This window comes from Ruegeria lacuscaerulensis, from assembly GCF_013033355.1.
Taxonomy (GTDB): domain Bacteria; phylum Pseudomonadota; class Alphaproteobacteria; order Rhodobacterales; family Rhodobacteraceae; genus Ruegeria; species Ruegeria lacuscaerulensis_A.
In genome coordinates this window covers 312,552-335,400 of sequence record NZ_WQDY01000002.1, presented here as the reverse complement: position 1 = coordinate 335,400, position 22,849 = coordinate 312,552, and the positions used below count along the sequence as shown (strand labels likewise).

Here is a 22,849-nt window from a genome sequence, read left to right as displayed (position 1 = left end):
GGTCAAAAGCTGGTTAGATTGTGAGGCATGGAATCGGCTTTGGATTATCACACGGCGCGGGCCCTTTTGGACTGGCAGATCGAACTGGGCGCGACAGAGTCTATCGGGGATGTGCCGATAGACCGCTACGCGTTGCCCGACACTGGACCCAAGGTCAAGAAACCCGTGGCGCAGGCGGCGCCGGAAAAACCCAAACAGGTCGATCCGGCTGCGGTGGCCAAGGCTGCGGCTCAAGGCGCGGGATCGCTGGATCAATTGCGCGCGACCATGGAGTCGTTTGACCATTGCGAGCTGAAACGCGGTGCGCGGCAGTTGGTGTTTGCCGATGGCACGCCGGGTGCGCGGGTGATGATCATCGGCGAGGCTCCGGGGCGCGAGGAAGATCGCGAAGGTAAACCCTTTGTCGGCCGCGCGGGTCAGTTATTGGACCGGATGTTAGCCGCGATTGATCTGGATCGTCACAAGAACGTCTACATTACCAATGTGCTGCCATGGCGGCCTCCGCAAAACCGGGATCCCAAGCCCGAAGAGATCGGGATGATGAAGCCGTTTTTGGAACGGCACGTGGCCTTGGCCAAGCCCGAGGTTCTGGTGGTCATGGGCAATATCAGCTGTCAGGCGGTGCTGGGCAAACGCGGTATAACCCGACTGCGCGGTCACTGGGATCAGGCGATGAACCTACCGGTGATCCCTATGTTCCACCCCGCCTATCTGCTGCGCCAGCCACAGGCCAAACGGCAAGCCTGGGCCGATTTGCTGGAGCTGAAAGCCCGGTTGGAGGGCAAGTAATGCGCATTCTGGCCTTTTCTGACCTGCATATGTCCCGCAACCACGCCAACCAACTGGTTACAGCTAGCGCAGAAGCTGATTTGGTGATTGGCGCCGGGGATTTCTGCAAGATGCGGCAAGGTTTGGACGAAGCGATGGAGATGCTGTCCAGCATCGCCTCGCCTTTGGTTTTGGTACCCGGCAATGCCGAAAGCGCCGAGGAGTTAACACAAGCCGCGCCGCAGGGTGTCCATGTCCTGCACGGCTCGGGCATGACGATAGACGGCCTGCGCCTGTTCGGTCTGGGTTACGGCGTGCCGCTCACACCGTTCGGAGACTGGTCCTGCGACCTGACCGAGGCCGAGGCGACCGAGCTGCTGGACCGCTGCGATGGGACTGACATCCTGATCGCGCATTCTCCGCCCAAAGGCTATGGAGATGTGACGTCGACCGGTGATGCGGTAGGATCTACCGCCGTGCGTGACGCTATTGAGCGGCTACAGCCACAGTTGTCGTTGCACGGGCATATCCACGACAGTTGGGGATATCGCGGTACGCTGGGACGCACTCAGATCGCCAATCTAGGGCCGCGCGTGAATTGGTTTGAGGGTGCGGCATGATTGAAACTGTCACCTTACTGGCTTTCATACCGGCGGCTTTGGCGCTGAACTTCACGCCGGGCGCGGATATGATGTTCTGTTTCGGGCAGGGTCTGAAATCGGGGTCTAAACCGGCCTTGGTGGCCAGCGCTGGCGTCTCGGTCGGGCTGATGGTGCATGTTCTTCTGGCCGGGCTGGGGCTGGGGGCTGCGGTGGCGGCGCTGCCGTGGCTGTTTGACGTGATCCGCTGGATGGGCGTGGCCTATCTGCTGTATCTGGCCTGGGGTGCGATCCGAAACGGGGCTATATCTGCAGACACACCCGCCAGACCCGCACATCACGCTTTCAGGGATGGCATGGTGGTGAACCTGACCAATCCCAAGGTCATTCTGTTCGTGCTGGCCTTTATCCCGCAATTCGTAAATCCGGCCCTTGGCCCGATCCTACCGCAATTCCTGATCTTTGGCGTGGTGATCGCGCTGGGTGGGTTCGTGGTGAATGGGCTGGTCGGGGTGTTTGCCGGTGGCGCGGGCAAGGTTCTGATCTCGAACCCGCGCGCCTCGCGTATCATGGGCTGGGTGACAGGAGGGATTTTCGCCGCCCTCGCCATCCGGCTAGCCATTATGGAAAGGGCTTGACGCAAGATGTCACGCATCGACGAAACCAAAGACTTCATTCCGGTACGGATCGCGGTTCTGACCGTCTCGGACACCCGCTCGCTGGACGAGGACCGCTCGGGGCAGACACTGGTGGAGCGAATCGAAAAGGCAGGTCATTTGGTGGCGGACCGCAAGATCATCCGCGATGAGCGCGCTCAGATTGCTGATCAGTTGCGCGATTGGGTCGCCAATCCCGATATCGACGTTGTGATCTCGACCGGTGGCACTGGTCTGACCGGGCGCGATGTATCGGTCGAGGCGCATCGGGACGTCTATGAGAAAGAGATCGAAGCCTTCGGAACAGTGTTCACGATCGTGTCGATGGAGAAGATCGGCACTTCGGCCGTTCAATCCCGCGCCACGGGGGGCGTGGCCGGCGGCACCTATCTGTTCGCGTTGCCCGGCAGCCCTGGCGCCTGCAAGGATGCTTGGGACGCGATTCTTGAAAAGCAGTTCGACTACCGCCACCGTCCCTGCAATTTTGTGGAAATAATGCCAAGATTGGACGAACATCTGCGACGGAAGTAGACTGGTCGCACGTTCAACTGTTCATAACCGCTTTGTGGCTTGGCATTTTTGACCGCACAGCTACCTTTTGCGGCAGGTAGCCTGATGCAACCGGGGTAAGTGCAATATGCGTTTTCTGAGGCAAAGCCTTGTCGGGGTGTTTCTAGCGTCTTTGACGCTGGCTCTCTTGTTTGCGGCCGCCCAGATTATTGCGGGCGCGGTTCAGGATTTGTTGACGCGTGAAGACGCGGCCCCGCAGGCGCGTGAACGTATTTTTGCTGTTACGGTTCGTCCAGCCGAATTGGAAACCGTGACACCCTATCTCGAGGCATTTGGTGAAGTACAAAGCCGCAGACGCTTGGAACTGCGCGCGGCACTAGGCGGGCGCGTAGTGTCTCTGTCGGATGACTTCGAGGATGGCGGTTCCGTTAGTGCCGGCGAGGTTTTGGTCGAACTGGACCCCGCCGATGCGCAATCGGCGCTGGATCGGGCCAAGTCAGATCTGCTGGATGCCCAATTCGAAGAACGCGACGCCGAGCGGTCTTTGTTGCTTGCTCAGGATGAGTTGAACTCGGCCGAGGCACAGGCAGAGCTGCGTGGGCGTGCCATGCAACGGCAAAAAGACCTGCAAAGCCGGGGTGTTGGCGCCGCGGCATCGGTAGAAGAAGCCGAATTGGCCGAAGCTGCAGCGCAGCAGGCCGTTCTGGCCCGCCGGATCGCGTTGGCGCAGGCCGAGTCGCGGGTGGATCAAGCCACAACTTTATTGTCACGCGCCCGTATCGCGCTTGAGGCCGCCGAACGTGATTTGGAGGACATGACCGTCCGCGCCCGTTTTGGCGGGACATTGACGGATGTAACGCTGGTCGAAGGCCGTTTGGTATCCGCCAACGAAAAACTGGCAGAACTGGTCGATCCGAATGCGCTTGAAGTCGCGTTCCGCGTTTCGACCGCGCAATTCGTGCGTTTGCTGGATGCCGAGGGCGATCTGATCAACGCACCTGTCACGGTCTCGCTTGAGGTCACGGGCACTGATCTGGCCGCTACTGGTCGAATAAGCCGCGATAGTGGATCAGCCGGCGAGGGGCAAACGGGGCGCTTGCTTTATGCGCGGATGGACAACACGTCGGGTTTCAAACCCGGTGACTTCGTGACAGTGACCGTGCAGGAACAGCCATTGGACAATGTAGTGCGGCTGCCATCTTCGGTTCTGGATGCGGTTGGCACGGTTCTGGTGCTGGGCACGGATGACCGGCTCGAAGCTTTGCCGGTCGAACTGATCCGTCGTCAGGGCGACGAGGTTTTGTTGCGGGGTAAAGGTCTGGACGGCCGCGAGGTTGTCATCGGGCGCACGCCGTTGCTGGGTGCTGGTGTTCGTGTCCGCCCCTTGCGGATCGAAGCCAATGCCGGGGCTGAACCCGATTTGGTCGAGCTGTCGGACGAGCAGCGCGCGCAGCTTGTCGCGCAGGTTGAGGCCAGCGACAAGATGCCGAAGGATATGAAAGACCGCGTCCTGGGGCAGCTCAGCGAGGCGAAAGTTCCGGCATCTCTGGTGCGTCGCATTGAAAACCGGGCCGGAGGTTAACCGCTATGATGCGCGAGATCCCCGGCGCGGCAAGCGGTATACTCAGCTATTTCACCCGGCATCGCACAGTGGCGAACCTGTTGCTGCTGGTTTTGCTGGTGCTGGGTGTGGCGGCTTTGCCCAACATGCGGGCGCAGTTCTTTCCAGACGTCATCCTTGAACGTGTTGACGTCGACGTCGTGTGGGAAGGAGCGGGCCCCGAGGATGTGGACAATGGCATCGTTCAGGCGCTTGAGCCTGCGCTGCTGGCGGTTGAGGGCGTTTCCAGTACCGAGGCGACCTCGCGCGAGGGGCGGACCAGCATCCGGCTGGAATTCGAGCCGAATTGGGACATGTCCCGCGCAGTAGAAGAAGTCAGAACAGCTGTTGATGGCGTGACCAACCTGCCAGAAGATGCCGAAGAGCCTACGATCCGACGCGGTGCGTGGCGGGACCGGGTAACGGATGTGGTGGTAACCGGGCCTGTTGCCCCGGATCAGCTTGCCAAATTCACCGATGAACTGATCAACCGCCTGTTTGCCGTGGGTGTTACACGGACGACCATCCGGGGGCTGGCTGCACCGCGCGTGGTGGTCGAGGTTCCGACCGCGCAGTTGATTGCCAACGATATCACACTGTCCGAGATCGCGACCGCCGTTGCGGCCGAAGCCACGGCTAACCCCGCCGGGGATGTTACGGGCGCCAATGCCCGCATTCGCACCGGCACCGAGAAGCGAACACCTGAGGAAATCGAAGGCATCCCGCTGCGCAATTTCCCTGACGGGTCCAAGTTGCTGATCGGCGACGTGGCGCAGATCCGCCTTGAGGGCGTTGACCGAATTCGCAGCTATTTCGTAGGTGAAGATCCAGCGATGTCAGTGCGGGTGGATCGCTCGAACCTAGGGGACGCGATCGAGATTCAGGGCACTGTCGAGGAGGTCGTAGCCGAGATGCAGGCCAGCCTGCCTGCAGGCGTGTCGGTCGAGCTGATCCGAACCCGCGCGCAGGCGATCACCGACAGGCTGGACATCCTGATTGACAATGGCCTCATGGGCCTGGGGCTGGTTGTGTGTCTGCTGTTTCTGTTCCTGAATGCGCGTATCGCGTTCTGGGTGGCGGCGGGGATCCCGGTGGCGATGTCTGCGGCGATTGCTTTCATGTATATTGGCGGGTTGTCGATCAACATGGTGTCGCTGTTTGGTCTGATCATCACGCTGGGTATCGTTGTGGACGACGCAATTGTTGTCGGTGAACATGCCGATTTCCGTGCTCGTCGCTTGGGCGAGGCCCCGATGGTGGCAGCTGAAAGCGCGGCGCGGCGCATGGCGATGCCGGTTTTTGCCGCGACCCTGACAACGGTCATTGCCTTTTTCGGTTTGACCGCGATTGGCGGTCGGTTCGGTGAGTTGATCCGGGACATACCTTTCACTGTGATTGCGGTTCTGATCGCCTCGTTGATCGAGTGTTTTTTGATCCTGCCGAACCATATGGCCCACGCCATTGCACATTCCGCGAAAGAACACTGGTATGATTGGCCTAACCGGGTCGTCAATCGCGGGTTCCGCTGGGTGCGCGATCAGTTGTTCCGCCCATTCATCGCATGGGTCATCTGGGCGCGTTATGTCGTTGTGGCACTGATGATCCTGATCCTGGCAAGTCAGGCGGCGCTGTTCATCAAAGGTGATGTGAACTGGCGATTCTTCAATGCGCCCGAGCGTGGTTCGGTCACCGGCAATTTCATCATGGCAGAAGGCGCGACGCGTCAGGACACGCTGGCCATGATGCGCCAGCTGCAGACTGCCGTGGACGAATTGGGGCAAATTTACGAAGAACGCCATGGGCGCAATCCTATTGACTATGTCTTGTCCGAGATTGGCGGATCGGCAGGCCGCGGACTGTCTGCGGCGGATGGCAAGGACGAAGATCTTCTCGGCGGCATCTCGATCGAGTTGATCGATGCCGATCTGCGCCCTTATTCCAGTTTTGAATTCGTTGGCGAATTGCAGGATTTCGTCCCGCGTCATCCCAAGGTCGAATTGCTCAGTTTCCGTGGCTGGCGTTCGGGGCCGGGCGGTGATGCGATTGACGTTCAGTTTTATGGGGCAGACGTAGACACGCTTAAGGCCGCATCCGAAGACCTGCAGGCCGAGCTTTCGAAATACCCCGAAGTCTCGGCGCTGGAGGATAATCTTGCCTATGACAAGGAAGAGTTCATTCTGGATCTGACGGCGCAGGGACAAGCACTGGGCTTCCGGATTGAAACACTTGGCCGTGTGTTGCGCGATCGTTTGAACGGGATTGAGGCCGCGACCTTCCCCGACGGTCCCCGAAGCGCTGAAATCCGGGTTGAATTGCCCGAAGACGAGCTGACTGCCGATTTCCTGGAACGCACACTGATGCGGACCCCGGATGGCGTGTATGTGCCGCTGGCCGATATCGTATCAGTTCAGCGCAAGTCAGGGTTTTCTACTGTCCGCCGTGAAAACGGCCTGCGGGTCATCTCGGTCAATGGCGACATCGCTGAAGACGACCCCACCCGCGCCGAAGAGATAAACCGCGCGATGAGCGAGGAAATTCTACCCGACATCGCCGCCAAACGTCAGGTCGAATGGACCATGGCGGGTTTGAGCGAGCAGGAGGATGAGTTTCTGTCCGAGGCCCGCACCGGTCTGATCTTGTGTCTGACCGGCATCTATCTTGTTCTGGCCTGGGTCTTTGCCAGTTGGACGCGACCTCTGGTCGTTATGGCGATTATTCCGTTTGGGTTGGTTGGAACGATCTGGGGCCACTACATCTGGGAGGTGCCACTGAGCATGTTCACCGTTGTAGGGCTGCTGGGGATGACCGGGATTATCATCAACGACTCGATCGTTTTGGTGACGACGATTGATGCTTATCAGCAGGATCGCGGGCTGGTGCCGTCTATCATCGAAGGAACCGCAGACCGATTGCGTCCGGTTATGCTGACAACGCTGACGACTGTTCTTGGCCTGACCCCGTTGCTGTATGAGGGGTCGCAACAGGCGCAATTCCTCAAACCGACGGTGATTACTCTGGTCTATGGCCTGGCCTTCGGGATGATTTTGGTGCTGGTTCTGGTGCCGGCGCTGTTGGGCATTCTGAACGACCTGTCGCGTCCGATCACGGCTATGCGGCGCGCGGTGCGCGCGCCTGACCGTGTGGTGCAGGGCGCTCTTGCCGCCACCGGTACAGCGTTGCTGGTTTGGTTCGGCATAACCATGGTGCTCCCGGTCATTACGGGTGCGCCTTTGGGTATATTGTCTGGGCTTTATGGGTCTGCGGACGGCCTCGTAGCCCTGCAAATGGGGCTGGGCGCATTTATTGCGGGGGCGGTTGTCATTCTTGTGCTCAGCATCGCCGCGTCTGGCCTGTTTTTCGCACGTCTCAAGGCCCGCTCGGCCTAGTTTCGGCGCAGCGCCGTCTCCAATAGATCGTTGACCCGATTGCTCATGGGCAGGTCACCGCGCCGTATCTGTTCCAAGGGAAACCAACGCGCATCCAACGCATCGTCGCCTGCAACAGGCTGCCCGGACTGGTATGCGCACACCACACCAACCAAAAGATAATGCGACACTACAGCACCGTGCGAGTCCCGTCGCAACAGATCCAGATTGTCCAGATAATGCAGAGGCTTCGCCGTGACCGAAGTTTCCTCATGCAATTCGCGTTGTGCGGCTTGCAGAACCGTTTCGCCCCATTCCACATGACCGCCGGGAAAGCCCCACAATCCGGCGTCTGGCTGTTTGCTGCGTTGCACAAGCAGAACCTGCGCGTCGTGTATGACGACAGCCAGTGCCCCGATTTTTGGCGTTTGAACCATCGGGATCAGCCTGCGCTGCACCCTTTGATGTCAACCGCGTGATTTGCACCCAGAACGGTGATTCTGATCTCGGACCGCTCCAACGCAAAGGGCGCCCCGGATGCGCTGATCACTTCGGACGTGGCAACAAGCGTGTCACCCTGGCGCTCAGTGTCGGGTTGTGATGCCCAAAGAGTGGGATTGCCGGGCTCAATCACTGCCAGTTCCTGACCGCCAGCCGAGGGCATGGTCACCCGAGCTTCGATCTGCATCCCGTCCGATGTCGGTGTCAGGCGGCAGCTGGCCTGAGCGACCCTTGCCTCTTTTGCGGAATAGGGGCGCTGCGCGAGTGCTGCGGCAATGGCCGGGTTGCGCCCGGCATCGGCGTTCAGCTTGTGATCGAAGTCCAGTTGTGCCGGGATGCAGACTTCCTTGCACACGCCAAGATCCATCGTGCCTTTCAGGTGCACTGGTTGGCCGGGATTCTTCGGTGTAATCTCAACCGGCAGAACAAGCTGGTCTTCGTACCCGATGGATTGCAGTCCATTCTGGACAAAGACTTCAGGGGTCGGCCAGGTGATCGACACGTTCCCAACATTGTCCGAACTGTTCCAATCGAAATGCGGTGGAATGCCTGCATCACCGGGCGCGCGCCAATAGGTTTTCCACCCATCATCCAACGTCACCCGCACGGCTGTCATATAGGTTCCCTGCGTGGTGCGACCACCGTCGAGAATATCCAATTCTGCCACGGTACCAGTCACCTGAGCGGATGCCGGGGCAACAAATCCAAGGGCGAAGGTCAATGCGACCGCTGAGACTGTCATATGTACGTTCATAACCTATAAATGCGCGGTCCCGACGCGGATTCCAAGTCACGTTCAGGTCACTCGAATGAAATCTGCGGAAATCTGCGCTGATCTCTTGCCAATCGCTGCCGCTCGGGGCCATTGTTGAAGGGCACCAAGCAAGAGATGCCATCTTATGGACCTGACCGGAAAACTGTTGATTGCGATGCCGGGTATGGGCGATCCGCGCTTCGATCATTCGGTGGTATATATGTGCAGCCACGGAGATGATGGGGCGATGGGTCTGATCATCAACAAGCCGTCAGACCTGCGGATCAAGACTTTGCTTGGGCAGCTCAACATCGCCTGCCGAATCCCTGTCGTGGGCGAACGCCTCGTACATTTTGGTGGGCCGGTCGAGATGTCGCGCGGCTTTGTTCTGCACAGTTCAGACTATGATGCGAATCTTCATTCGATGAAAATTTCGGATGATTTCAGCATGACCGCGACATTGGACGTCCTTGAAGATCTGGCCTCGGGTCGTGGTCCACTCAATTCGACATTGGCGCTGGGCTATTCCGGCTGGGGTCCGGGCCAGCTTGAGGATGAGATCGCCATGAATGGCTGGCTGACCACGGATGCGTCCTCGAAACTGGTGTTCGACGTCCCCGATGACGAGAAATGGGAGGCCGCGCTTGCCACTTTGGGTGTTGATCCGTTGACTTTGTCGGCCAGCGCCGGGCGTGCCTGATCAGCGATCGCGCGGTGCAGCGGCGCGGCGCAGACGGTCATTGATTGCTGCCCCAAGGCCGTGATCCGGGATTGGCGAAACCGCAATCGGTCGACCGGTGGTATTCAACTGGTGCAGCGCTGCAAACAGGTTAGCGGCGGCTTCGACCAAATTGCCTTTAGCCGACAGGTTGAGGTCGCAAGGAACAGACCCAAAACCCAACAGCACCTCGTCCCCCTGAGTGGCGTCAGCATTCAAGCGAACCGGGGCATCGGGCGCGTAGTGGGATAGTAACTGGCCGGGTGCTGTCAGCAGATCTCCGGTTTGATGTAGATGGAGGCGGGTGTTCAGGGTGCTCTCGATCTCTTCCAGCGCGACGCCGCCGGGGCGTAGCAAGGTTGGCTCACCGGCCAGTCCGACGATGGTCGATTCCAGACCGACCCCGCACGGGCCGTCGTTCATGATAGCGGCAATGCGTCCGTCCAAACCGGCCCGCACATGATCAGCGGTTGTCGGGCTGATTTGCCCTGACGGGTTCGCTGACGGCGCCGCAACGGGCCCGTCAAAGGCTTCAAGAATAGCGTGTGCCGTAGGATGGGCCGGAACGCGAACGGCCAGCGTATCGAGGCCAGCGGTCACCAGAGACGACACTTGATGGTCAGCGCGCAATGGCAAAACCAAAGTCAGCGGGCCGGGCCAAAAAGCATCTGCCAGAACCTGTGCCTGATCGGACCATGTCACAAATCGTTTTGCGGCGTCGACCGATGCGACATGCGCGATCAATGGGTTGAAACTGGGGCGGCCTTTGGCTGCATAAATGCGGGCCACGGCCTCTCCGTTGCGGGCATCGCCGCCCAGCCCATAGACAGTCTCGGTCGGGAAAGCGACAAGCTGTCCTTGCCGCAGCAGGTTCGCTGCCTGCGCAATTCCGTCTGGGTCGGCGAACAGTTCGTGTGTTCCGTTGGGGATCATGGGTGGTGACGCCGCGTTTTGATTGCTTGTATCATGGGGACAGGTACGTAATCGTCCAAATCCAGATGAATAACGGTGGGCGCTGGGTTTTCCAACCCCGCCGTTGCAGACCTTTATACAGCCCCGAGGTGAAGCCATGCCATATCGCGCACCAGTCTCTGACTACGAATTCCTGTTCCGCCACGCGGTCGATTTCGGACAGATCGCCGCCACTGACAAGTTTTCGGAAGCCAGCGAAGACGTGGTCAGCGCGATTCTGACCGAAGCTGGAAAGATGTGCGAAGAGGTCATGGCCCCGCTGCAACGCCCCGGCGATCTGGAGCCGGCGCGGCTGGAGAACGGTGTTTTGCGCACCTCACCGGGTTATGGTGACGGCTGGAAAGCGATTGCCGAAGGCGGCTGGATCGGCATGAGCGCGGATCCCGAATATGGTGGCATGGGCCTGCCGATGACTCTGACAACCGCCGTAAACGAGATGATGTCAGCGGCCTGTCTGTCACTGCAATTGGCTCCGCTGATGACGCAGGGCCAGATCGAAGCGTTGGAACACCACGCCAGTGATGCGCTGAAAGAGCTGTACCTGCCCAAGATGATCGCGGGCGAGTGGTCAGGCACCATGAACCTGACCGAACCGCAGGCCGGTTCGGATGTGGGTGCGCTGACATCAAAAGCGGAACCCAATGGCGATGGTACCTATGCGGTGTCGGGCCAAAAAATCTACATCTCTTGGGGCGACAACGACTTTGCGGAAAACGTCTGCCACCTTGTTCTGGCGCGTCTGCCCGACGGCGTCCCCGGAACCAAGGGGATTTCGCTGTTCCTGGTACCCAAATACCTACCGGACGAAAACGGCAATCCCGGTGTGGCGAATGACCTGAAAGTGGTTTCGCTAGAACACAAGATGGGCCTTCACGGCTCGCCGACCTGCGTGATGCAGTATGACGGTGCCAAAGGCTGGCTTGTGGGCAAGGAACATGGCGGTATGGCCGCGATGTTTACCATGATGAACAACGCGCGTCTGGGCGTGGGTGGTCAGGGCGTTGGCGTGGCCGAGGGTGCCTATCAGCACGCATTGGCCTATGCGCTGGAACGCAAGCAGGGCAAGACGCCCTCGGGGACGATCATTGATCACGCCGATGTGCGGCGGATGCTGATGAGCATGCGTGCCGACACGTTTGCGGCGCGGGCGATCATGCTGGCCAATGCGGCGGCGATCGACATGGCGACGGCCACCAATGATCCCGAATGGGTGTCGCGCGCTGCGCTGCTGACCCCGATCAGCAAGGCGTTTGGAACCGAAACAGGCATGCGCGTCTCGGAAGATGGCGTGCAGGTCCATGGCGGCATGGGCTTCATCGAGGAAACCGGCGCGGCACAGTTCTATCGCGATGTCCGCGTGACAGCGATCTATGAGGGAACCAACGGCATTCAGGCGATGGACCTGGTGGCCCGCAAGATGATGGATGGCGGCGAAGCGGCCAGCCGTCTTCTGGACGAGATCGAGGATCACGCTGAAACGGCCCGTGCGACCATGCCGGAACTGGCCGGTCCGGTCTGGGAAGCCACCGAAAGCCTGCGCGAGGCCACCGAGTGGTTGGTGTCGCAGGCTGACATGAACAACCGCTTTGCCGGTGCGGTTCCCTATTTGCACGCTTTCGCTCGTGTTTTGGGCGCGCATTACCACCTGAAGGCGGCGCTGGCCGAGCCCGAAGGTACGCGCTTCAAGCTGGCGCGCTTCTACATCAACGCACTGCTGCCGGAATACTCAGGTCTGCTGGCGCAGGCGCAAAACGGGGCCGAGGATGTCTACGGTCTCAGCGCAGAAGAACTGGCCGCCTGATGGACGGCGAGAGCCCTTTGACGATCCGTTATCCCTGGCCCGAGGCTCCGGCCCCGGGTGAGGCGACTGAGGTCGCCGAGGGCGTGCTGTGGATGCGCTTGCCGCTGCCCATGGCGCTGGATCACGTCAACATCTATGCGCTGGATGATGGCGACGGTTGGACGGTGATCGACACCGGTCTGTCCTCGAACAAGACGCGCCGCATATGGGCTGGTTTGATGGCGGGTCCGCTGGGCGGCAAGCCGGTCAAACGGGTGGTGGTGACACATCACCATCCTGACCATGTCGGCAATGCCGGTTGGTTCCAGTCCGAACACGGGGCCGAGCTGGTGACAACCCGCACCGCATGGCTGTTTTCGCGGATGCTGCAGTTGGACGTGCAGGAAACCTGGCCGACCGAGACGCTGGATTATTACCGCAGCGCCGGGATGGATGCGGATTTCTTGGCCAAACGCATGACCGAACGGCCGTTCAATTTCTGCGACACGGTCTATCCGATGCCGCTGGGCTTTACCCGGATCAAGCAGGGCAGCGTGATCCGAATGGGCGGGCGCGATTGGGACGTGCATATGGGCAATGGCCACGCCCCCGAACACGCGACCTTCTGGAGCCGTGACGACAATCTGGTGATCACCGGCGATCAGATCCTAAGCTCAATCAGCCCCAATCTGGGGGTTTATGTGACCGAGCCGCTGGCCGATCCGGTGGCCGAATGGCTTGAGGCCTGTGAGCGGCTGCAAGGGTTGGCGCGCCCCGATCACCTGGCGTTGGGCGGGCACAAGCTGCCCTTCACTGGCCTTCCGCTGCGGATGAAGCAACTGATCGACAATCACCATGGTGCGTTGGAGCGTCTGCAAAACTATCTGGACACGCCCAAAACCGCCGCCGAGTGCTTTCCGCCCCTGTTCAAACGCCAGATCGGCGATGGCGAATATGGGCTGGCTCTGGTCGAGTCGGTTGCACATCTGAACCATCTTTACCACATTGGAGCGGTGACCCGGACGCGGCGCGCAGACGGGGCGTGGGAGTTTCAACGCAAAGGGTAATGCCATGGACAAAATCGAAACCTCGGCCGAGGCAGCAGAAGCGGCGGCCTTGCCCCGCTGTTACGAAGTCCATGCCAACCCTGACGCCCAATCCGGCACACAAAATCTGCCCGACACACTGCAAAAACCGGTTGAAAGCAAAAGCCCGGCGCAATGGGCCTATGAGCGGCTGATCCTTTATATCCAGAATTTCGAGAAAACGCTGGATGCCGATCACGAGGTCGCCATGGGTTTCACTGGTGGCGATGCAGGCGTGATGCGGATCGAAGGGATGGGCTATTTCGACCCTGATATGATCACCTTTTATGGCTCGGACGGGCCCGGCGCGCGGACGCAATTGGTGCAGCATGTAAGCCAGCTGAACGTGATGCTGCGCGCCCTGCCCAAATCGGTCGAGGACAAGCCAGCCAACCGTATTGGGTTCCGCCTGGCGGCCGATCTGGAAGAAAGCTGAGCGTACATCTTGCAATTCACCTCTGCGCGGCCTTGAATATGTTGGTCATTCAAGGGGAACGCTGGTGAGCCTTTTTTCAGCCGTTACAACATCCTATCGCGGCGCCTGGGCGCGACGACGTGTCTTTGTGCCGATCTATCTGGCCGTGCGCCTGCTGCTGGTTGCGCTGATCGCGCCGGGGGTGGCGATTACAGTCAATCTGGCGGTGTCGCTCTCAAACCAGACCGCGCTGACGGATCAGGCCATCGCCGCATTCATCCTGTCTCCGGTCGGGTTCGTGGCGGCTGTGGTGGTGCTTAGCCTGTTTCTATTGGCTGAGGTGCTGGTCTTTTCGGTCATGGCAGCCTCGTTGCGAATGGGTGAACGTGACCCGTGGCGCGCGGGCAGTTCCGCCATTGGCCTGATCCTATCGCGCCTGCCCGCTCTATTCGGTTTCGCGGTGCGGTTCGTGTTGCGGGTGTTGCTGTTGGTTGTGCCATTTGCCGCTGTCGCGGCGGTGATCGCGTGGTGGACCCTGACCGAATATGACATCAACTATTACCTGACGTTCCGCCCGCCATCCTTCCTTGTGGCCGTGGGCCTGATCGGCGCGGTGGTGCTGGTCATGGCTTGGGTGTTGATCCGCAGGCTCTCGGCCTGGGCGCTGGGCCTGCATCTGGTGTTGTTCGAATCCGTTGCCCCCGCCAGCGCCTTCAACGTCAGCGCCACCCGGATGGAGGGTAAGCGCGGGCGGCTCAAGCTTGAGCTGGCGATCTGGCTGTGCCTGCGCATTGTCATTGCCGCGTTGATTGCGACGGTGGCGGGGTTGTTGTTCGATCTGGTGCCGCTGCAGGGGGCGTCTCATCTGAAAATGGCGCTGATCTACAGTCTGATCGTAGCCGGGCTGTGGTCTCTGGCCGGGCTGGTTCTGGCCGCAACGGCGCTGGGCGCGCTGGCGGTGCTGCTGGATGGGTTTTTCGAGATCAAGACCTCGGAGCCCCCGCATCCCGAACCGGGCAATCTGCGCGTGCCGCTTCTCGCCGCTCTTGGCGGCGCGGCGGTGGCCTTGGTTGCGGGGCTATGGGTCGGGCAGGAGGTGCTGGACCGTGTCGATGCCCCCGACCGGGCCGAGGTGATCGGCCACCGGGGGGCTGCAGCGTTGCGGCCGGAAAACACCATGGCCGCAGTTCTGAAAGCCATTGAGGACGGTGCCGATTGGGTCGAGATCGACGTGCAGGAAACGGCAGATGACGTGGTGATCGTGGCTCATGACAGTGATTTCATGAAACTGGCGGGCGTGCCCACCAAGGTCTGGGATGCCACGATGGAAGACGTGGCCGAGATCGACATCGGCAGTTGGTTCGATCCTGAATACGCCGACGAACGCACCCCGACTCTGCGACAAGTTCTGGAGGCAGCAAAGGGCAAGGCCAAGGTCATCATTGAGTTGAAATATTACGGTCACGACGTCGATCTGGAAAATCGCGTCGCCGCGCTGGTGGAAGAGTTCGAGATGCAGGACGACATCGCCACCATGTCGCTGAAATACCCCGCCGTGCAGAAAATGGAAAAACTGCGCCCTGACTGGCGTGCCGGTGTTCTGGCCGCCACGGCGGTCGGAGACCTTTCAGGGCTTGAAGGTGAATTTGTGGCCGTCAATACGGGCATGGCGACGCCGGGGCTGGTCCGCAGCGTGCAGGCGGCGGGCAAGGATATCTATGTCTGGACGGTGAATGACCCGCTGCAGATGTCGGCCATGGCTTCGATGGGGGTAGACGGGTTGATCACCGATGACCCGGCGCTGGCAAACGAGGTGTTGCGCATCCGGGCCGAGATGGGCCCGGCTGAGCGCCTTTTGCTGTGGCTTGCAACTACTTTTGGCATGTCCGTGGACAAACAGGCGATGCGCGATGCAAGCCCGTAAACTGGCGCTGATCCTGTCGGTTCTGGCCAGCCCGGTCGCGGCGCAAGATTTCATGCGCAGCCTCGAACTGCCCGCCCATCGCGCGCTGATCGCGCAAAGCGAGGGAGCAGATTTAACAGTATTCGAGACTGATGGATGCTCGGGCGGGTTGTCGACCAGCTGGCGGTTCGTGGCCGAGACCTTCCCGAAGTTCCGCGCTTTGTATGAAGCGCACCCACCCTGGGAATACTGCTGCGTGGCCCATGATCGGGCCTATCACAACGCGGGTGCAGCCCTGCGCGCCGAAGACAGTTATGACGCGCGCCTGTCAGCGGATGACACGCTGCGCGCCTGCGTGAAACAGCACGGCACTGAGCACGCCGAAGAGTATTCCGTCCGATATGACATGACACCCGACCAGATTCGCACCGCCCATTCCGTGACAGCCGAAGCGATGTTTGCGGCTGTTCGATTCGGCGGCGCACCCTGTTCTGGCCTGCCGTGGCGCTGGGGCTTCGGGTATCCGGGCTGTTCGGTGTTCCAATCTGCGGCCCCTGCGCGCGAATGACGTGGTGACAGCCCTCGCGTTTTCGATTACCAACGTCTCAAACACGCGAATTGGGAATCTTTCACATGGCTGAATACAAGCACGGCGAAATGGACATCAAAGTTCAGGAAAAAACATTTGACGGCTTTATCAAGGCGACCACGTGGTGCGTCGTAGCCATTGCCTTCCTGTGCCTGTTCTTGGCGGTTTTCGCTTCTTAAACCTTAAAATCGGGGTCCATCGTGATCAGGATAGTGATTGCCTGCCTTCTGGCAGCAACGGTGGCTGGCTGCGTGGGCTCTCAACGTCCGCAGGCCGATTTCTCAGAGATTGCGGCCCGGTCCTATAGTGATCCCGGCCCGTCGACCCTGACGCTCTATACGATGATCAGCACACGCACCGGTTCGGGGGCTCATACCTCGTTGATGATCAGCGGCAGCGAGCGGGTGATTTTTGACCCCGCAGGATCTTTCCGCGCCGATGTGGTGCCGATCAAGGATGATGTGCTGTATGGCATCACTCCCAACGTGGAGCGCGCCTATCGCAGCAGCCACGCGCGCGAGACGCACTATGCCCGCGTCCAGACAATCGAAGTGACCCCGCAACAGGCCGAAATCGCGCTGCAACTGGCCAAACAATCCGGCCCGGTGGCGGGGGCGTTTTGTACCAATTCTACCGCGCAACTGCTGCAGCAGGTGCCGGGGTTCGAGCAGATCAGCACCACCTTTTACCCCGTGAAACTGTCCGATCAGTTCGGCCAGATACCGGGAGTGGTGACGACGGAATACCGCGAGAATGACTCGGCTGACTTGCAAGCTGGGTTGGCAGCGAACAATGCCCTGCTGAACCAGCAGGACACGGCCCTAGCCCAGTAGATACAGCAATCCGTAAAGGGTTCCGGCCCCGCTGAAAATCGCGGCGATCACGTTCTTGGTCCAAAGCCCCACGGCCACTGAGACCGCCGCAGCCGACATGCGCGGTATGTCCGGCTGGCCTTCGGTCGCGGTTGGCCAGACCACCAGCGGCGCAATCAGCGCAGGGATGATCGCCACGGCTGTATAGCGTAGATGGCGCAGCAGCCAGGGGGGCATCGGTCGGTCTCCGACCAATCCTATAAAGACAAAGCGCAGCCCATAGCTGCCGATCGCCAGTCCGATGATAATGGTCCAGACGGTAACGGGATCTGGCGGGGTCATGTCCGGGCCTTTCTGCGCTCAGCGATGAGTTCGGCCTGAGCGCCTGCGATCATGCCCGCGCATCCGGCGATCAGCAGGCCAAGGTTATAGGGGACGCCGACGGTGAACAGCGACACGACGATGGCAACAAGGGCCGCGACCACGTGCGGTAAGGTTCGCATCATCGGCCCGATCATGGCCAGAAAGGTGATCGGCAAGGCAAAATCCAGCGCCCAGCTTTCAGGAATACGCGTGCCCAGCACTGCCCCCAGATAGGTCGCCAAGATCCACAACGGCGTGATCGGCGTAACTGAGCCCACGAAATAGGCCATTCGCTGCGGCACGCTCATGTCGGGCTGTTTTTCGAACTGGATGATCGAGCTGGCATAGGATTGATCCACGGTCAGATAGGCCGCGAATGCCCTCTGCCACATCGGCGCGGCCCCCAGAAAGGGCGTCAGCGAGGCGGAATACATCGCCATCCGCAGGTTCACCGCCAAAGCCGAGATCAGGATGATTGCCGTCGGCGTCTGGTCCTGCAGCAGTTGCAGCGCGGCAAACTGCGCCGCCCCGGCAAAGACGGTCGCGGTCAGCGTCATGGTTTGCAACAGGTTCAGCCCGGCTTCGGTCGCGAAGACGCCGAACAGGGTGCCGAAGGGGATCGCCACAAAGATGAACGGCGTCCCGTCGCGAAAACCCTTCCAGAAGTAAGACTTGGATGTGGTGTCTGCCATGGCTAAATCCTATGGTGATGCCCGCAGCAGTATCTGTCTTACGAAGGGGTTGCAATTGGCCACGGAACTCGATCTTTCGGACTACATCATCGCCCCCGATCCCGGCGCGGTCGGCCTGACCCGCGCGGTTGAGGGCGTGGACCAGAATGGTGAGGTCAGCCATATCTCGGTGGTTGAGGAGCGGCCGCTGACCATTTTCCTCAACTCGCAGGAAATCGTGACGGCGATGACCATTGGCGACTACCCCGAATATCTGGCGCTGGGGTTCCTTCGCAATCAGGGGATGCTGCTGGCGGATGATGAAATCACCCGCGTTGATTGTGACAATGATCTGGAAACCGTGGTCGTGCGCACGGCGCGTGAAACCTCGTATGAGGACAAGCTCAAGAAAAAGACCCGCACCAGCGGCTGCGCCGTGGGCACGGTCTTTGGCGACATGATGGAGGGGCTTGAGGACGTGCGCCTGCCACAGGTGCAGGTTCGTACCTCGTGGCTGTATGATTTGGCCGCCAAGATCAACCGCACGCCGTCATTGTACCTTGAAGCCGGGGCGATTCACGGCACGGTTCTGTGCCACGAAAATCGCCCTCTGGTCTATATGGAAGACGTGGGTCGTCACAACGCAGTCGACAAAATCGCGGGCTGGATGCTGTCCGAGGGTGCAGAGGCTGGGGACAAGATCCTCTATACGACGGGCCGTTTGACGTCCGAGATGGTGATCAAAACGGCGATGATGGGTATCCCGGTATTGGCGTCTCGGTCCGGGTTTACGGCGTGGGGCGTCGAGATCGCGCGCGAAGTCGGCCTGACCCTGATCGGCCGAATGCGCGGACAACGTTTCGTGTGCCTGGCGGGCGAGGACCGCCTGCTGCGCGATATCGACCCGGCCAGCGTGGCGGTCGAGGATAAGAAACATCGCAGGAAGAGTGCGGGATGATTGAAATACTCGCAGGTATGGAGGCGTTGTTTGTCCTCCCGGTTCTCTGTGTCACAACGCTCTATTCCATTAAATTCCAATATGCGGATGAACTGGCGATGGATATGGCGCTTGGAGCCTTTCCCGACGAAGTACTGGATCAGCTTGGGTGGGGCGCTCTGACTGACTTGATCGCAGCTTCTCGGGTGTCTGGGAACCCGACACGGCGAAAGTCGACGCGTCTGCGTGTTTTGTTTTGGGGATTGCCCGCGTTGAAAGGGCTGGATAGGCCGACCTTAACCGCGGCGCGGCGATACCGGCTAAATAATTTGGCTATATTCCTCTCTGTCTTTCTGATCGCCAGCGTTTGGTCGTTCTGGTTGGCTGGCCTTCTGGTTTTGTTCGCGGTCGTAACCTTTGTTCGGACTCCGAACTGGCCCGCTGTGAAAGGACTAGCGACATGACCAAACCCCTCGGAGTTATCCTCGCCGGAGGACTGGCGACCCGGATGGGTGGCGGCGACAAAGGGCTGCTGCGCATCGGCGGGCAGAGCCTGATGGCGCATGTGATCGACCGGCTTGCGCCTCAGGTGGGCGGGCTGGCCTTGAACGCAAATGGTGATCCTGAGCGGTTTGCCGATCTGAACCTGCCGATCCTGCCGGATACGATTGACGGCTTCGCGGGCCCTCTGGCCGGGGTGCTGGCGGGCTTGGACTGGGCGGCGACACAAGGCGCGGACTCTATCATCACCGCCGCTGCCGACACGCCGTTTTTCCCCCGTGATCTGGTGACGCGATTGACCGAGGCTGCGCAGGGCCAGACCCACCCGCTCGTGCTGGCCACCACGCCGCGCAGGGGGGACGAAATGCTGAAATCCGGCGGGGGCAAACGCATCAACCGGCACCCGACCTTTGGTCTATGGCCCGTGGCGCTGCGCGATGATCTGCGGGCGGCGCTGCAGGACGGTTTGCGCAAGGTGGTGATCTGGACCGACCAGCACGACGGGCGCGAGGCGCTGTTCCCCGCCGAGCCGTTTGATCCGTTCTTTAACGTCAACACGCCCGACGATCTCGCGCGGGCCGAACAGCTGCTGGAGCAGGCATGAGGGCTTACGGCGTCACCGGCTGGAAAAACGCCGGCAAGACTGGTCTGATGGAGCGTCTGGTGGCAGAAATCACCGGACGGGGGTTTACTGTCTCGACCCTTAAGCATGCGCATCACAGCGTTGATGTGGATCAGCCCGGTACTGACAGCTATCGCCACCGCACGGCAGGCGCGTCCGAGGTGCTGCTGGTCTCGGGTCAGCGTGTCGCCATCATGCAAGAACTGCGCGGCGCGCCCGAGCCTTCGATAGACGACCTTTTGGCCCGCCTGACTCCGGTCGATCTGGTGCTGATCGAAGGGTTCAAGCGAGAAGGCCATCCAAAGATCGAGGCGTTCCGGGCCGAGGCCGGAAACGCGCTGATGGCCCCCGAAAACCCGACGATCCGCGCCGTGGCCAGCGACACGCCGCTAAGCGTAGAGCAACCGGTTTTCGACCTGAACGACACAGCGGCGATTGCCGATTTCATCTTGCGAGAGGTGGGGCTATGACCAAACCCGACATTGCGCCCCCACCCCTGCGCAACGATTGTTTTGCCTTGCCCGCCGGGGTGAACTGGACCCCGGTCGAAGATGCGCTGGCCCTGTTGCGCGACCGGCTGACCGTGGTTGCAGGCGTGGAAACCGTGCCTTTGGTGCAGGCCACCGGCGGGCGTATTCTGGCGCAGGAGGTTATCGCCCAACGTTCGAATCCGCCGCAGCCCAATACGGCGGTGGATGGCTATGGCTTTGCCGGGGTCGCACTTGACGGCCCGCAGGTGATGCCGCTGCATCCGGGGCGCGCGGCGGCTGGGATACCGTTTGATGGCACTGTGCCCGAAGGCCATGCGTTGCGTGTTTTGACCGGGGCGGCACTGCCTGCGGGCGTGGATACAGTCATTCTGGAGGAGGACGTGACCGTTCAGGACGGCCACATCGCTTTTCACGGGCCGCTGAAACGCGGCGCAAATACCCGCAAGGCAGGCGAGGATGTGGCTGAGGGCGACGCGATTCTGCCCGCCGGACGTCGCCTGACCCCGGCTGATCTGGCGCTATTGTCGGCCACCGGTCTGGCCGAGGTTCCGGTGCGCAAAGTGCTGCGCGTGGCGGTTCTGTCCACGGGGGATGAACTGGTCGAACCCGGTGAATCCGCCGGGCCGGGCCAGATTTACGATGCCAACCGTCCGATGCTGTTGTCCTTGTTGGAACGCATGGTGTTTGAGGTGGTAGATATGGGCCGGGTGCCCGACGACCGCGAGGCGTTGCGGACTTGTCTGAACCAAGCCGCTGTACGCGCGGATGTGATCCTGACCAGTGGCGGCGCGTCTGCCGGGGATGAGGACCATGTCTCGGCCCTGTTGCGGCAGGCAGGGGCGATGCAGGAATGGCGGATTGCGTTGAAACCCGGTCGCCCTCTGGCGCTTGGGATGTGGGACGGAACGCCTGTGTTCGGCCTACCCGGAAACCCGGTGGCCGCGTTGGTTTGCACGCTGATCTTTGCGCGCCCGGCCTTGGGCCTGATGGCGGGCGAGGGTTGGTCGACCCCTCAAGGCTTTGACCTGCCCGCCGCGTTTGAAAAGCGTAAGAAACCGGGCCGCCGCGAGTATCTGCGCGCCCGCATCCGTGATGGCCGGGCTGAGGTGTTCGCCTCCGAGGGCTCAGGTCGGATCAGTGGGCTAAGCTGGGCTGAAGGGCTGGTCGAGATTGGGGATGGCGCGTGCCATATCAAACCGGGCGACATGGTCCGGTTCATCCCCTACGGCAGCTTTGATCTTTAATCGAAGGTTCCAGCCACTCGACCCAACAACATGAACGCCCGCGCGGTGCGCGTGTCGCCAAGCGCGGTCAAGTCGGCATCGCTGGCCTCGGGCTCGAACTCGATGATCATGTGGTCGAACCGGCGCAGAAAGTGGTGCGCGGCATCGCGGAAGATGGGATCCTGCTTCATCCGGGCTGACGTCAGCGCCAGTGACGAACGGTCCCTTATGCCGCCCAAAGCAGCCACGGCACGCCCGCGTGATCCTTGCGCAAATTGCCGCCAGATTTCCGGACGCGCCATGTCGGGGCGCAGGTCATCCATGTAGATGCCTTCCTGACTGAGCAGGGTCAGCACATCCTGCGACGCCTGCACCAGCTGCGCGGTCTTGCGGTCTTTCAGCGCCAGCCTCAGGGCATTGAACCCTTCGGTGTCTTCCTGCGTTTCAGGGAAGTTCAGGGCGCGGATGAACACATCCGTCCCAAGCGGAGGCGCGATGTCTTCGGCCTGTGTTCCAAGTTCCAGCGTGGTCTGGTCGCCGTTTGCATTCGGGGTCTTGCCCCGAACAGGCTGAGTCCGATGCGTGGAAAACGTGGCCAGGGTACTTTCTGTCTTTTTGGCTGTCTCGACAATTTCGTCCAGTTTCTTGGACACATTGGGCTCATAGCCGCTGGAGGCGCGCTGCTGCTGAGCGATCAACGCATTGCGAATCGCGTCGATCGAACTTTGTAGCCGCGCGCTTTCTTCACGCATGATACGGCTGGCGCGCAGTGCCGTGGCTGCCACCCAGATCATGGCAATCGGCATGAAAACCGCCAGCAGCGTTACCACGAAACCGCCGCCTTCTATTTTGCCGGGCAACACTAGGAATACGACCGACACGACCAGCCAGATAAGGCTGAGAACGATGGACGCGATTTCGATTTCGGTCAACGCGGGTTCCGCTGGCCGGTCATACATACCAATCGGTGTGGGCCGTTCGGTTTCGTGCTCTGGCGTGGACTCGGACATTGTC

Annotated in this window: 25 protein-coding genes; 19 read left to right on the top strand and 6 right to left on the bottom strand. The window is 60.6% G+C overall.

The window, feature by feature from the left end:
- The first annotated feature begins 27 nt into the window (after positions 1 to 27).
- The 6 genes from GOW48_RS05090 (at position 28) to GOW48_RS05065 (ending at position 7,519) form a co-directional block, all read left to right on the top strand.
- Entirely contained in the window at positions 28 to 789 is a 762-nt protein-coding gene (locus GOW48_RS05090; protein ID WP_170751899.1) for a uracil-DNA glycosylase, read from the top strand.
- Positions 789 to 1,388 carry a metallophosphoesterase family protein gene (locus GOW48_RS05085; RefSeq protein WP_170751897.1) on the top strand — a complete coding sequence of 200 codons (600 nt, stop codon included), beginning with the start codon at positions 789 to 791 and terminating at the stop codon, positions 1,386 to 1,388. The genes GOW48_RS05090 and GOW48_RS05085 overlap by 1 nt, the downstream gene beginning before the upstream one ends.
- Entirely contained in the window at positions 1,385 to 2,005 is a 621-nt protein-coding gene (locus tag GOW48_RS05080) for a LysE family translocator (RefSeq protein ID WP_170751895.1), read from the top strand. Before GOW48_RS05085 ends, GOW48_RS05080 begins: the two co-directional genes overlap by 4 nt.
- A gap of 6 nt (positions 2,006 to 2,011) precedes the next feature.
- A complete protein-coding gene (gene moaB, locus GOW48_RS05075; protein WP_170353581.1) occupies positions 2,012 to 2,554 on the top strand; it encodes a molybdenum cofactor biosynthesis protein B in 543 nt (180 codons plus the stop codon).
- Between the two features lie 106 nt (positions 2,555 to 2,660).
- On the top strand, positions 2,661 to 4,115 hold the full coding sequence (locus GOW48_RS05070; RefSeq protein WP_170751893.1) for an efflux RND transporter periplasmic adaptor subunit: 1,455 nt from the start codon (positions 2,661 to 2,663) through the stop codon (positions 4,113 to 4,115).
- 5 nt (positions 4,116 to 4,120) lie between these two features.
- The gene (locus GOW48_RS05065; RefSeq protein ID WP_170751891.1) at positions 4,121 to 7,519 is read left to right on the top strand and encodes an efflux RND transporter permease subunit; all 3,399 of its coding nucleotides are present in this window, start codon (positions 4,121 to 4,123) and stop codon (positions 7,517 to 7,519) included.
- Here GOW48_RS05065 and GOW48_RS05060 read toward each other — a convergent pair.
- Entirely contained in the window at positions 7,516 to 7,935 is a 420-nt protein-coding gene (locus GOW48_RS05060; RefSeq protein WP_170751889.1) for an NUDIX hydrolase, read from the bottom strand. The two genes, GOW48_RS05065 and GOW48_RS05060, sit on opposite strands and share 4 nt — an antisense overlap.
- 5 nt (positions 7,936 to 7,940) lie before the next feature.
- Entirely contained in the window at positions 7,941 to 8,741 is an 801-nt protein-coding gene (locus tag GOW48_RS05055; RefSeq protein WP_234899367.1) for a protein-disulfide reductase DsbD domain-containing protein, read from the bottom strand.
- Between the two features lie 157 nt (positions 8,742 to 8,898).
- Between GOW48_RS05055 and GOW48_RS05050 the strand changes: the two genes are divergently transcribed.
- Positions 8,899 to 9,453, top strand: coding sequence for a YqgE/AlgH family protein (locus GOW48_RS05050; protein ID WP_170353576.1), 555 nt, complete (start codon positions 8,899 to 8,901; stop codon positions 9,451 to 9,453).
- On the opposite strand, the gene GOW48_RS05045 is transcribed toward GOW48_RS05050, so the two are convergent.
- The gene (locus GOW48_RS05045) at positions 9,454 to 10,404 is read right to left on the bottom strand and encodes an L-threonylcarbamoyladenylate synthase (RefSeq protein WP_170751886.1); all 951 of its coding nucleotides are present in this window, start codon (positions 10,402 to 10,404) and stop codon (positions 9,454 to 9,456) included.
- Between the two features lie 136 nt (positions 10,405 to 10,540).
- Between GOW48_RS05045 and GOW48_RS05040 the strand changes: the two genes are divergently transcribed.
- The 7 genes from GOW48_RS05040 (at position 10,541) to GOW48_RS05010 (ending at position 17,048) form a co-directional block, all read left to right on the top strand.
- A complete protein-coding gene (locus tag GOW48_RS05040; protein ID WP_170751884.1) occupies positions 10,541 to 12,244 on the top strand; it encodes an acyl-CoA dehydrogenase in 1,704 nt (567 codons plus the stop codon).
- Complete coding sequence (locus tag GOW48_RS05035; protein ID WP_170751881.1) at positions 12,244 to 13,290, top strand: MBL fold metallo-hydrolase; 1,047 nt, start codon at positions 12,244 to 12,246, stop codon at positions 13,288 to 13,290. The genes GOW48_RS05040 and GOW48_RS05035 overlap by 1 nt, the downstream gene beginning before the upstream one ends.
- Before the next feature lie 4 nt (positions 13,291 to 13,294).
- The gene (locus tag GOW48_RS05030; RefSeq protein WP_170353572.1) at positions 13,295 to 13,744 is read left to right on the top strand and encodes a DUF6173 family protein; all 450 of its coding nucleotides are present in this window, start codon (positions 13,295 to 13,297) and stop codon (positions 13,742 to 13,744) included.
- Between the two features lie 64 nt (positions 13,745 to 13,808).
- The gene (locus GOW48_RS22710; protein ID WP_170751879.1) at positions 13,809 to 15,647 is read left to right on the top strand and encodes a glycerophosphodiester phosphodiesterase family protein; all 1,839 of its coding nucleotides are present in this window, start codon (positions 13,809 to 13,811) and stop codon (positions 15,645 to 15,647) included.
- Positions 15,634 to 16,194 carry a hypothetical protein gene (locus tag GOW48_RS05020; protein WP_170751876.1) on the top strand — a complete coding sequence of 187 codons (561 nt, stop codon included), beginning with the start codon at positions 15,634 to 15,636 and terminating at the stop codon, positions 16,192 to 16,194. Before GOW48_RS22710 ends, GOW48_RS05020 begins: the two co-directional genes overlap by 14 nt.
- Positions 16,195 to 16,259: 65 nt before the next feature.
- On the top strand, positions 16,260 to 16,394 hold the full coding sequence (locus tag GOW48_RS05015; RefSeq protein ID WP_170353569.1) for an aa3-type cytochrome c oxidase subunit IV: 135 nt from the start codon (positions 16,260 to 16,262) through the stop codon (positions 16,392 to 16,394).
- 21 nt (positions 16,395 to 16,415) lie between these two features.
- Positions 16,416 to 17,048, top strand: a complete 633-nt coding sequence (locus GOW48_RS05010) for a hypothetical protein (protein ID WP_170751874.1) — start codon at positions 16,416 to 16,418, stop codon at positions 17,046 to 17,048.
- On the opposite strand, the gene GOW48_RS05005 is transcribed toward GOW48_RS05010, so the two are convergent.
- Entirely contained in the window at positions 17,037 to 17,369 is a 333-nt protein-coding gene (locus GOW48_RS05005; RefSeq protein WP_170353567.1) for an AzlD domain-containing protein, read from the bottom strand. The genes GOW48_RS05010 and GOW48_RS05005 overlap by 12 nt on opposite strands.
- Positions 17,366 to 18,082: an AzlC family ABC transporter permease gene (locus GOW48_RS05000; protein ID WP_170751872.1), complete on the bottom strand. Its 717-nt coding sequence runs from the start codon at positions 18,080 to 18,082 to the stop codon at positions 17,366 to 17,368. The genes GOW48_RS05005 and GOW48_RS05000 overlap by 4 nt, the downstream gene beginning before the upstream one ends.
- Between GOW48_RS05000 and GOW48_RS04995 the strand changes: the two genes are divergently transcribed.
- The 5 genes from GOW48_RS04995 to GOW48_RS04975 are packed head-to-tail and all read left to right on the top strand — an operon-like array spanning position 18,081 to position 21,856.
- Positions 18,081 to 19,019 carry a formate dehydrogenase accessory sulfurtransferase FdhD gene (locus tag GOW48_RS04995; protein WP_234899366.1) on the top strand — a complete coding sequence of 313 codons (939 nt, stop codon included), beginning with the start codon at positions 18,081 to 18,083 and terminating at the stop codon, positions 19,017 to 19,019. The two genes, GOW48_RS05000 and GOW48_RS04995, sit on opposite strands and share 2 nt — an antisense overlap.
- On the top strand, positions 19,016 to 19,462 hold the full coding sequence (locus GOW48_RS04990; protein ID WP_170751870.1) for a hypothetical protein: 447 nt from the start codon (positions 19,016 to 19,018) through the stop codon (positions 19,460 to 19,462). The genes GOW48_RS04995 and GOW48_RS04990 overlap by 4 nt, the downstream gene beginning before the upstream one ends.
- Complete coding sequence (mobA, locus tag GOW48_RS04985) at positions 19,459 to 20,103, top strand: molybdenum cofactor guanylyltransferase MobA (protein WP_170751868.1); 645 nt, start codon at positions 19,459 to 19,461, stop codon at positions 20,101 to 20,103. The genes GOW48_RS04990 and mobA overlap by 4 nt, the downstream gene beginning before the upstream one ends.
- Positions 20,100 to 20,591 carry a molybdopterin-guanine dinucleotide biosynthesis protein B gene (gene mobB / locus GOW48_RS04980; protein ID WP_170751867.1) on the top strand — a complete coding sequence of 164 codons (492 nt, stop codon included), beginning with the start codon at positions 20,100 to 20,102 and terminating at the stop codon, positions 20,589 to 20,591. The genes mobA and mobB overlap by 4 nt, the downstream gene beginning before the upstream one ends.
- Positions 20,588 to 21,856, top strand: a complete 1,269-nt coding sequence (locus tag GOW48_RS04975) for a molybdopterin-binding protein (RefSeq protein WP_170751864.1) — start codon at positions 20,588 to 20,590, stop codon at positions 21,854 to 21,856. Before mobB ends, GOW48_RS04975 begins: the two co-directional genes overlap by 4 nt.
- On the opposite strand, the gene GOW48_RS04970 is transcribed toward GOW48_RS04975, so the two are convergent.
- On the bottom strand, positions 21,853 to 22,845 hold the full coding sequence (locus tag GOW48_RS04970; protein WP_170751862.1) for a hypothetical protein: 993 nt from the start codon (positions 22,843 to 22,845) through the stop codon (positions 21,853 to 21,855). The two genes, GOW48_RS04975 and GOW48_RS04970, sit on opposite strands and share 4 nt — an antisense overlap.
- Positions 22,846 to 22,849: the final 4 nt, after the last annotated feature.

Bases quoted from the DNA above. Each gene is read 5' to 3' on its own strand.
- moaB (WP_170353581.1), top strand. From the start codon at position 2,012: ATGTCACGCATCGACGAAACCAAAGACTTCATTCCGGTACGGATCGCG.
- mobB (WP_170751867.1), top strand. From the start codon at position 20,100: ATGAGGGCTTACGGCGTCACCGGCTGGAAAAACGCCGGCAAGACTGGT.
- GOW48_RS05000 (WP_170751872.1), bottom strand. From the start codon at position 18,082: ATGGCAGACACCACATCCAAGTCTTACTTCTGGAAGGGTTTTCGCGAC.
- GOW48_RS05030 (WP_170353572.1), top strand. From the start codon at position 13,295: ATGGACAAAATCGAAACCTCGGCCGAGGCAGCAGAAGCGGCGGCCTTG.
- GOW48_RS05065 (WP_170751891.1), top strand. From the start codon at position 4,121: ATGATGCGCGAGATCCCCGGCGCGGCAAGCGGTATACTCAGCTATTTC.
- GOW48_RS04975 (WP_170751864.1), top strand. From the start codon at position 20,588: ATGACCAAACCCGACATTGCGCCCCCACCCCTGCGCAACGATTGTTTT.
- GOW48_RS05040 (WP_170751884.1), top strand. From the start codon at position 10,541: ATGCCATATCGCGCACCAGTCTCTGACTACGAATTCCTGTTCCGCCAC.
- GOW48_RS05080 (WP_170751895.1), top strand. From the start codon at position 1,385: ATGATTGAAACTGTCACCTTACTGGCTTTCATACCGGCGGCTTTGGCG.
- GOW48_RS05090 (WP_170751899.1), top strand. From the start codon at position 28: ATGGAATCGGCTTTGGATTATCACACGGCGCGGGCCCTTTTGGACTGG.
- GOW48_RS05050 (WP_170353576.1), top strand. From the start codon at position 8,899: ATGGACCTGACCGGAAAACTGTTGATTGCGATGCCGGGTATGGGCGAT.
- mobA (WP_170751868.1), top strand. From the start codon at position 19,459: ATGACCAAACCCCTCGGAGTTATCCTCGCCGGAGGACTGGCGACCCGG.
- GOW48_RS05060 (WP_170751889.1), bottom strand. From the start codon at position 7,935: ATGGTTCAAACGCCAAAAATCGGGGCACTGGCTGTCGTCATACACGAC.
- GOW48_RS05070 (WP_170751893.1), top strand. From the start codon at position 2,661: ATGCGTTTTCTGAGGCAAAGCCTTGTCGGGGTGTTTCTAGCGTCTTTG.
- GOW48_RS05045 (WP_170751886.1), bottom strand. From the start codon at position 10,404: ATGATCCCCAACGGAACACACGAACTGTTCGCCGACCCAGACGGAATT.
- GOW48_RS05020 (WP_170751876.1), top strand. From the start codon at position 15,634: ATGCAAGCCCGTAAACTGGCGCTGATCCTGTCGGTTCTGGCCAGCCCG.
- GOW48_RS05035 (WP_170751881.1), top strand. From the start codon at position 12,244: ATGGACGGCGAGAGCCCTTTGACGATCCGTTATCCCTGGCCCGAGGCT.
- GOW48_RS05055 (WP_234899367.1), bottom strand. From the start codon at position 8,741: ATGACAGTCTCAGCGGTCGCATTGACCTTCGCCCTTGGATTTGTTGCC.
- GOW48_RS05085 (WP_170751897.1), top strand. From the start codon at position 789: ATGCGCATTCTGGCCTTTTCTGACCTGCATATGTCCCGCAACCACGCC.
- GOW48_RS05015 (WP_170353569.1), top strand. From the start codon at position 16,260: ATGGCTGAATACAAGCACGGCGAAATGGACATCAAAGTTCAGGAAAAA.
- GOW48_RS04990 (WP_170751870.1), top strand. From the start codon at position 19,016: ATGATTGAAATACTCGCAGGTATGGAGGCGTTGTTTGTCCTCCCGGTT.
- GOW48_RS04995 (WP_234899366.1), top strand. From the start codon at position 18,081: ATGGCTAAATCCTATGGTGATGCCCGCAGCAGTATCTGTCTTACGAAG.
- GOW48_RS05005 (WP_170353567.1), bottom strand. From the start codon at position 17,369: ATGACCCCGCCAGATCCCGTTACCGTCTGGACCATTATCATCGGACTG.
- GOW48_RS04970 (WP_170751862.1), bottom strand. From the start codon at position 22,845: ATGTCCGAGTCCACGCCAGAGCACGAAACCGAACGGCCCACACCGATT.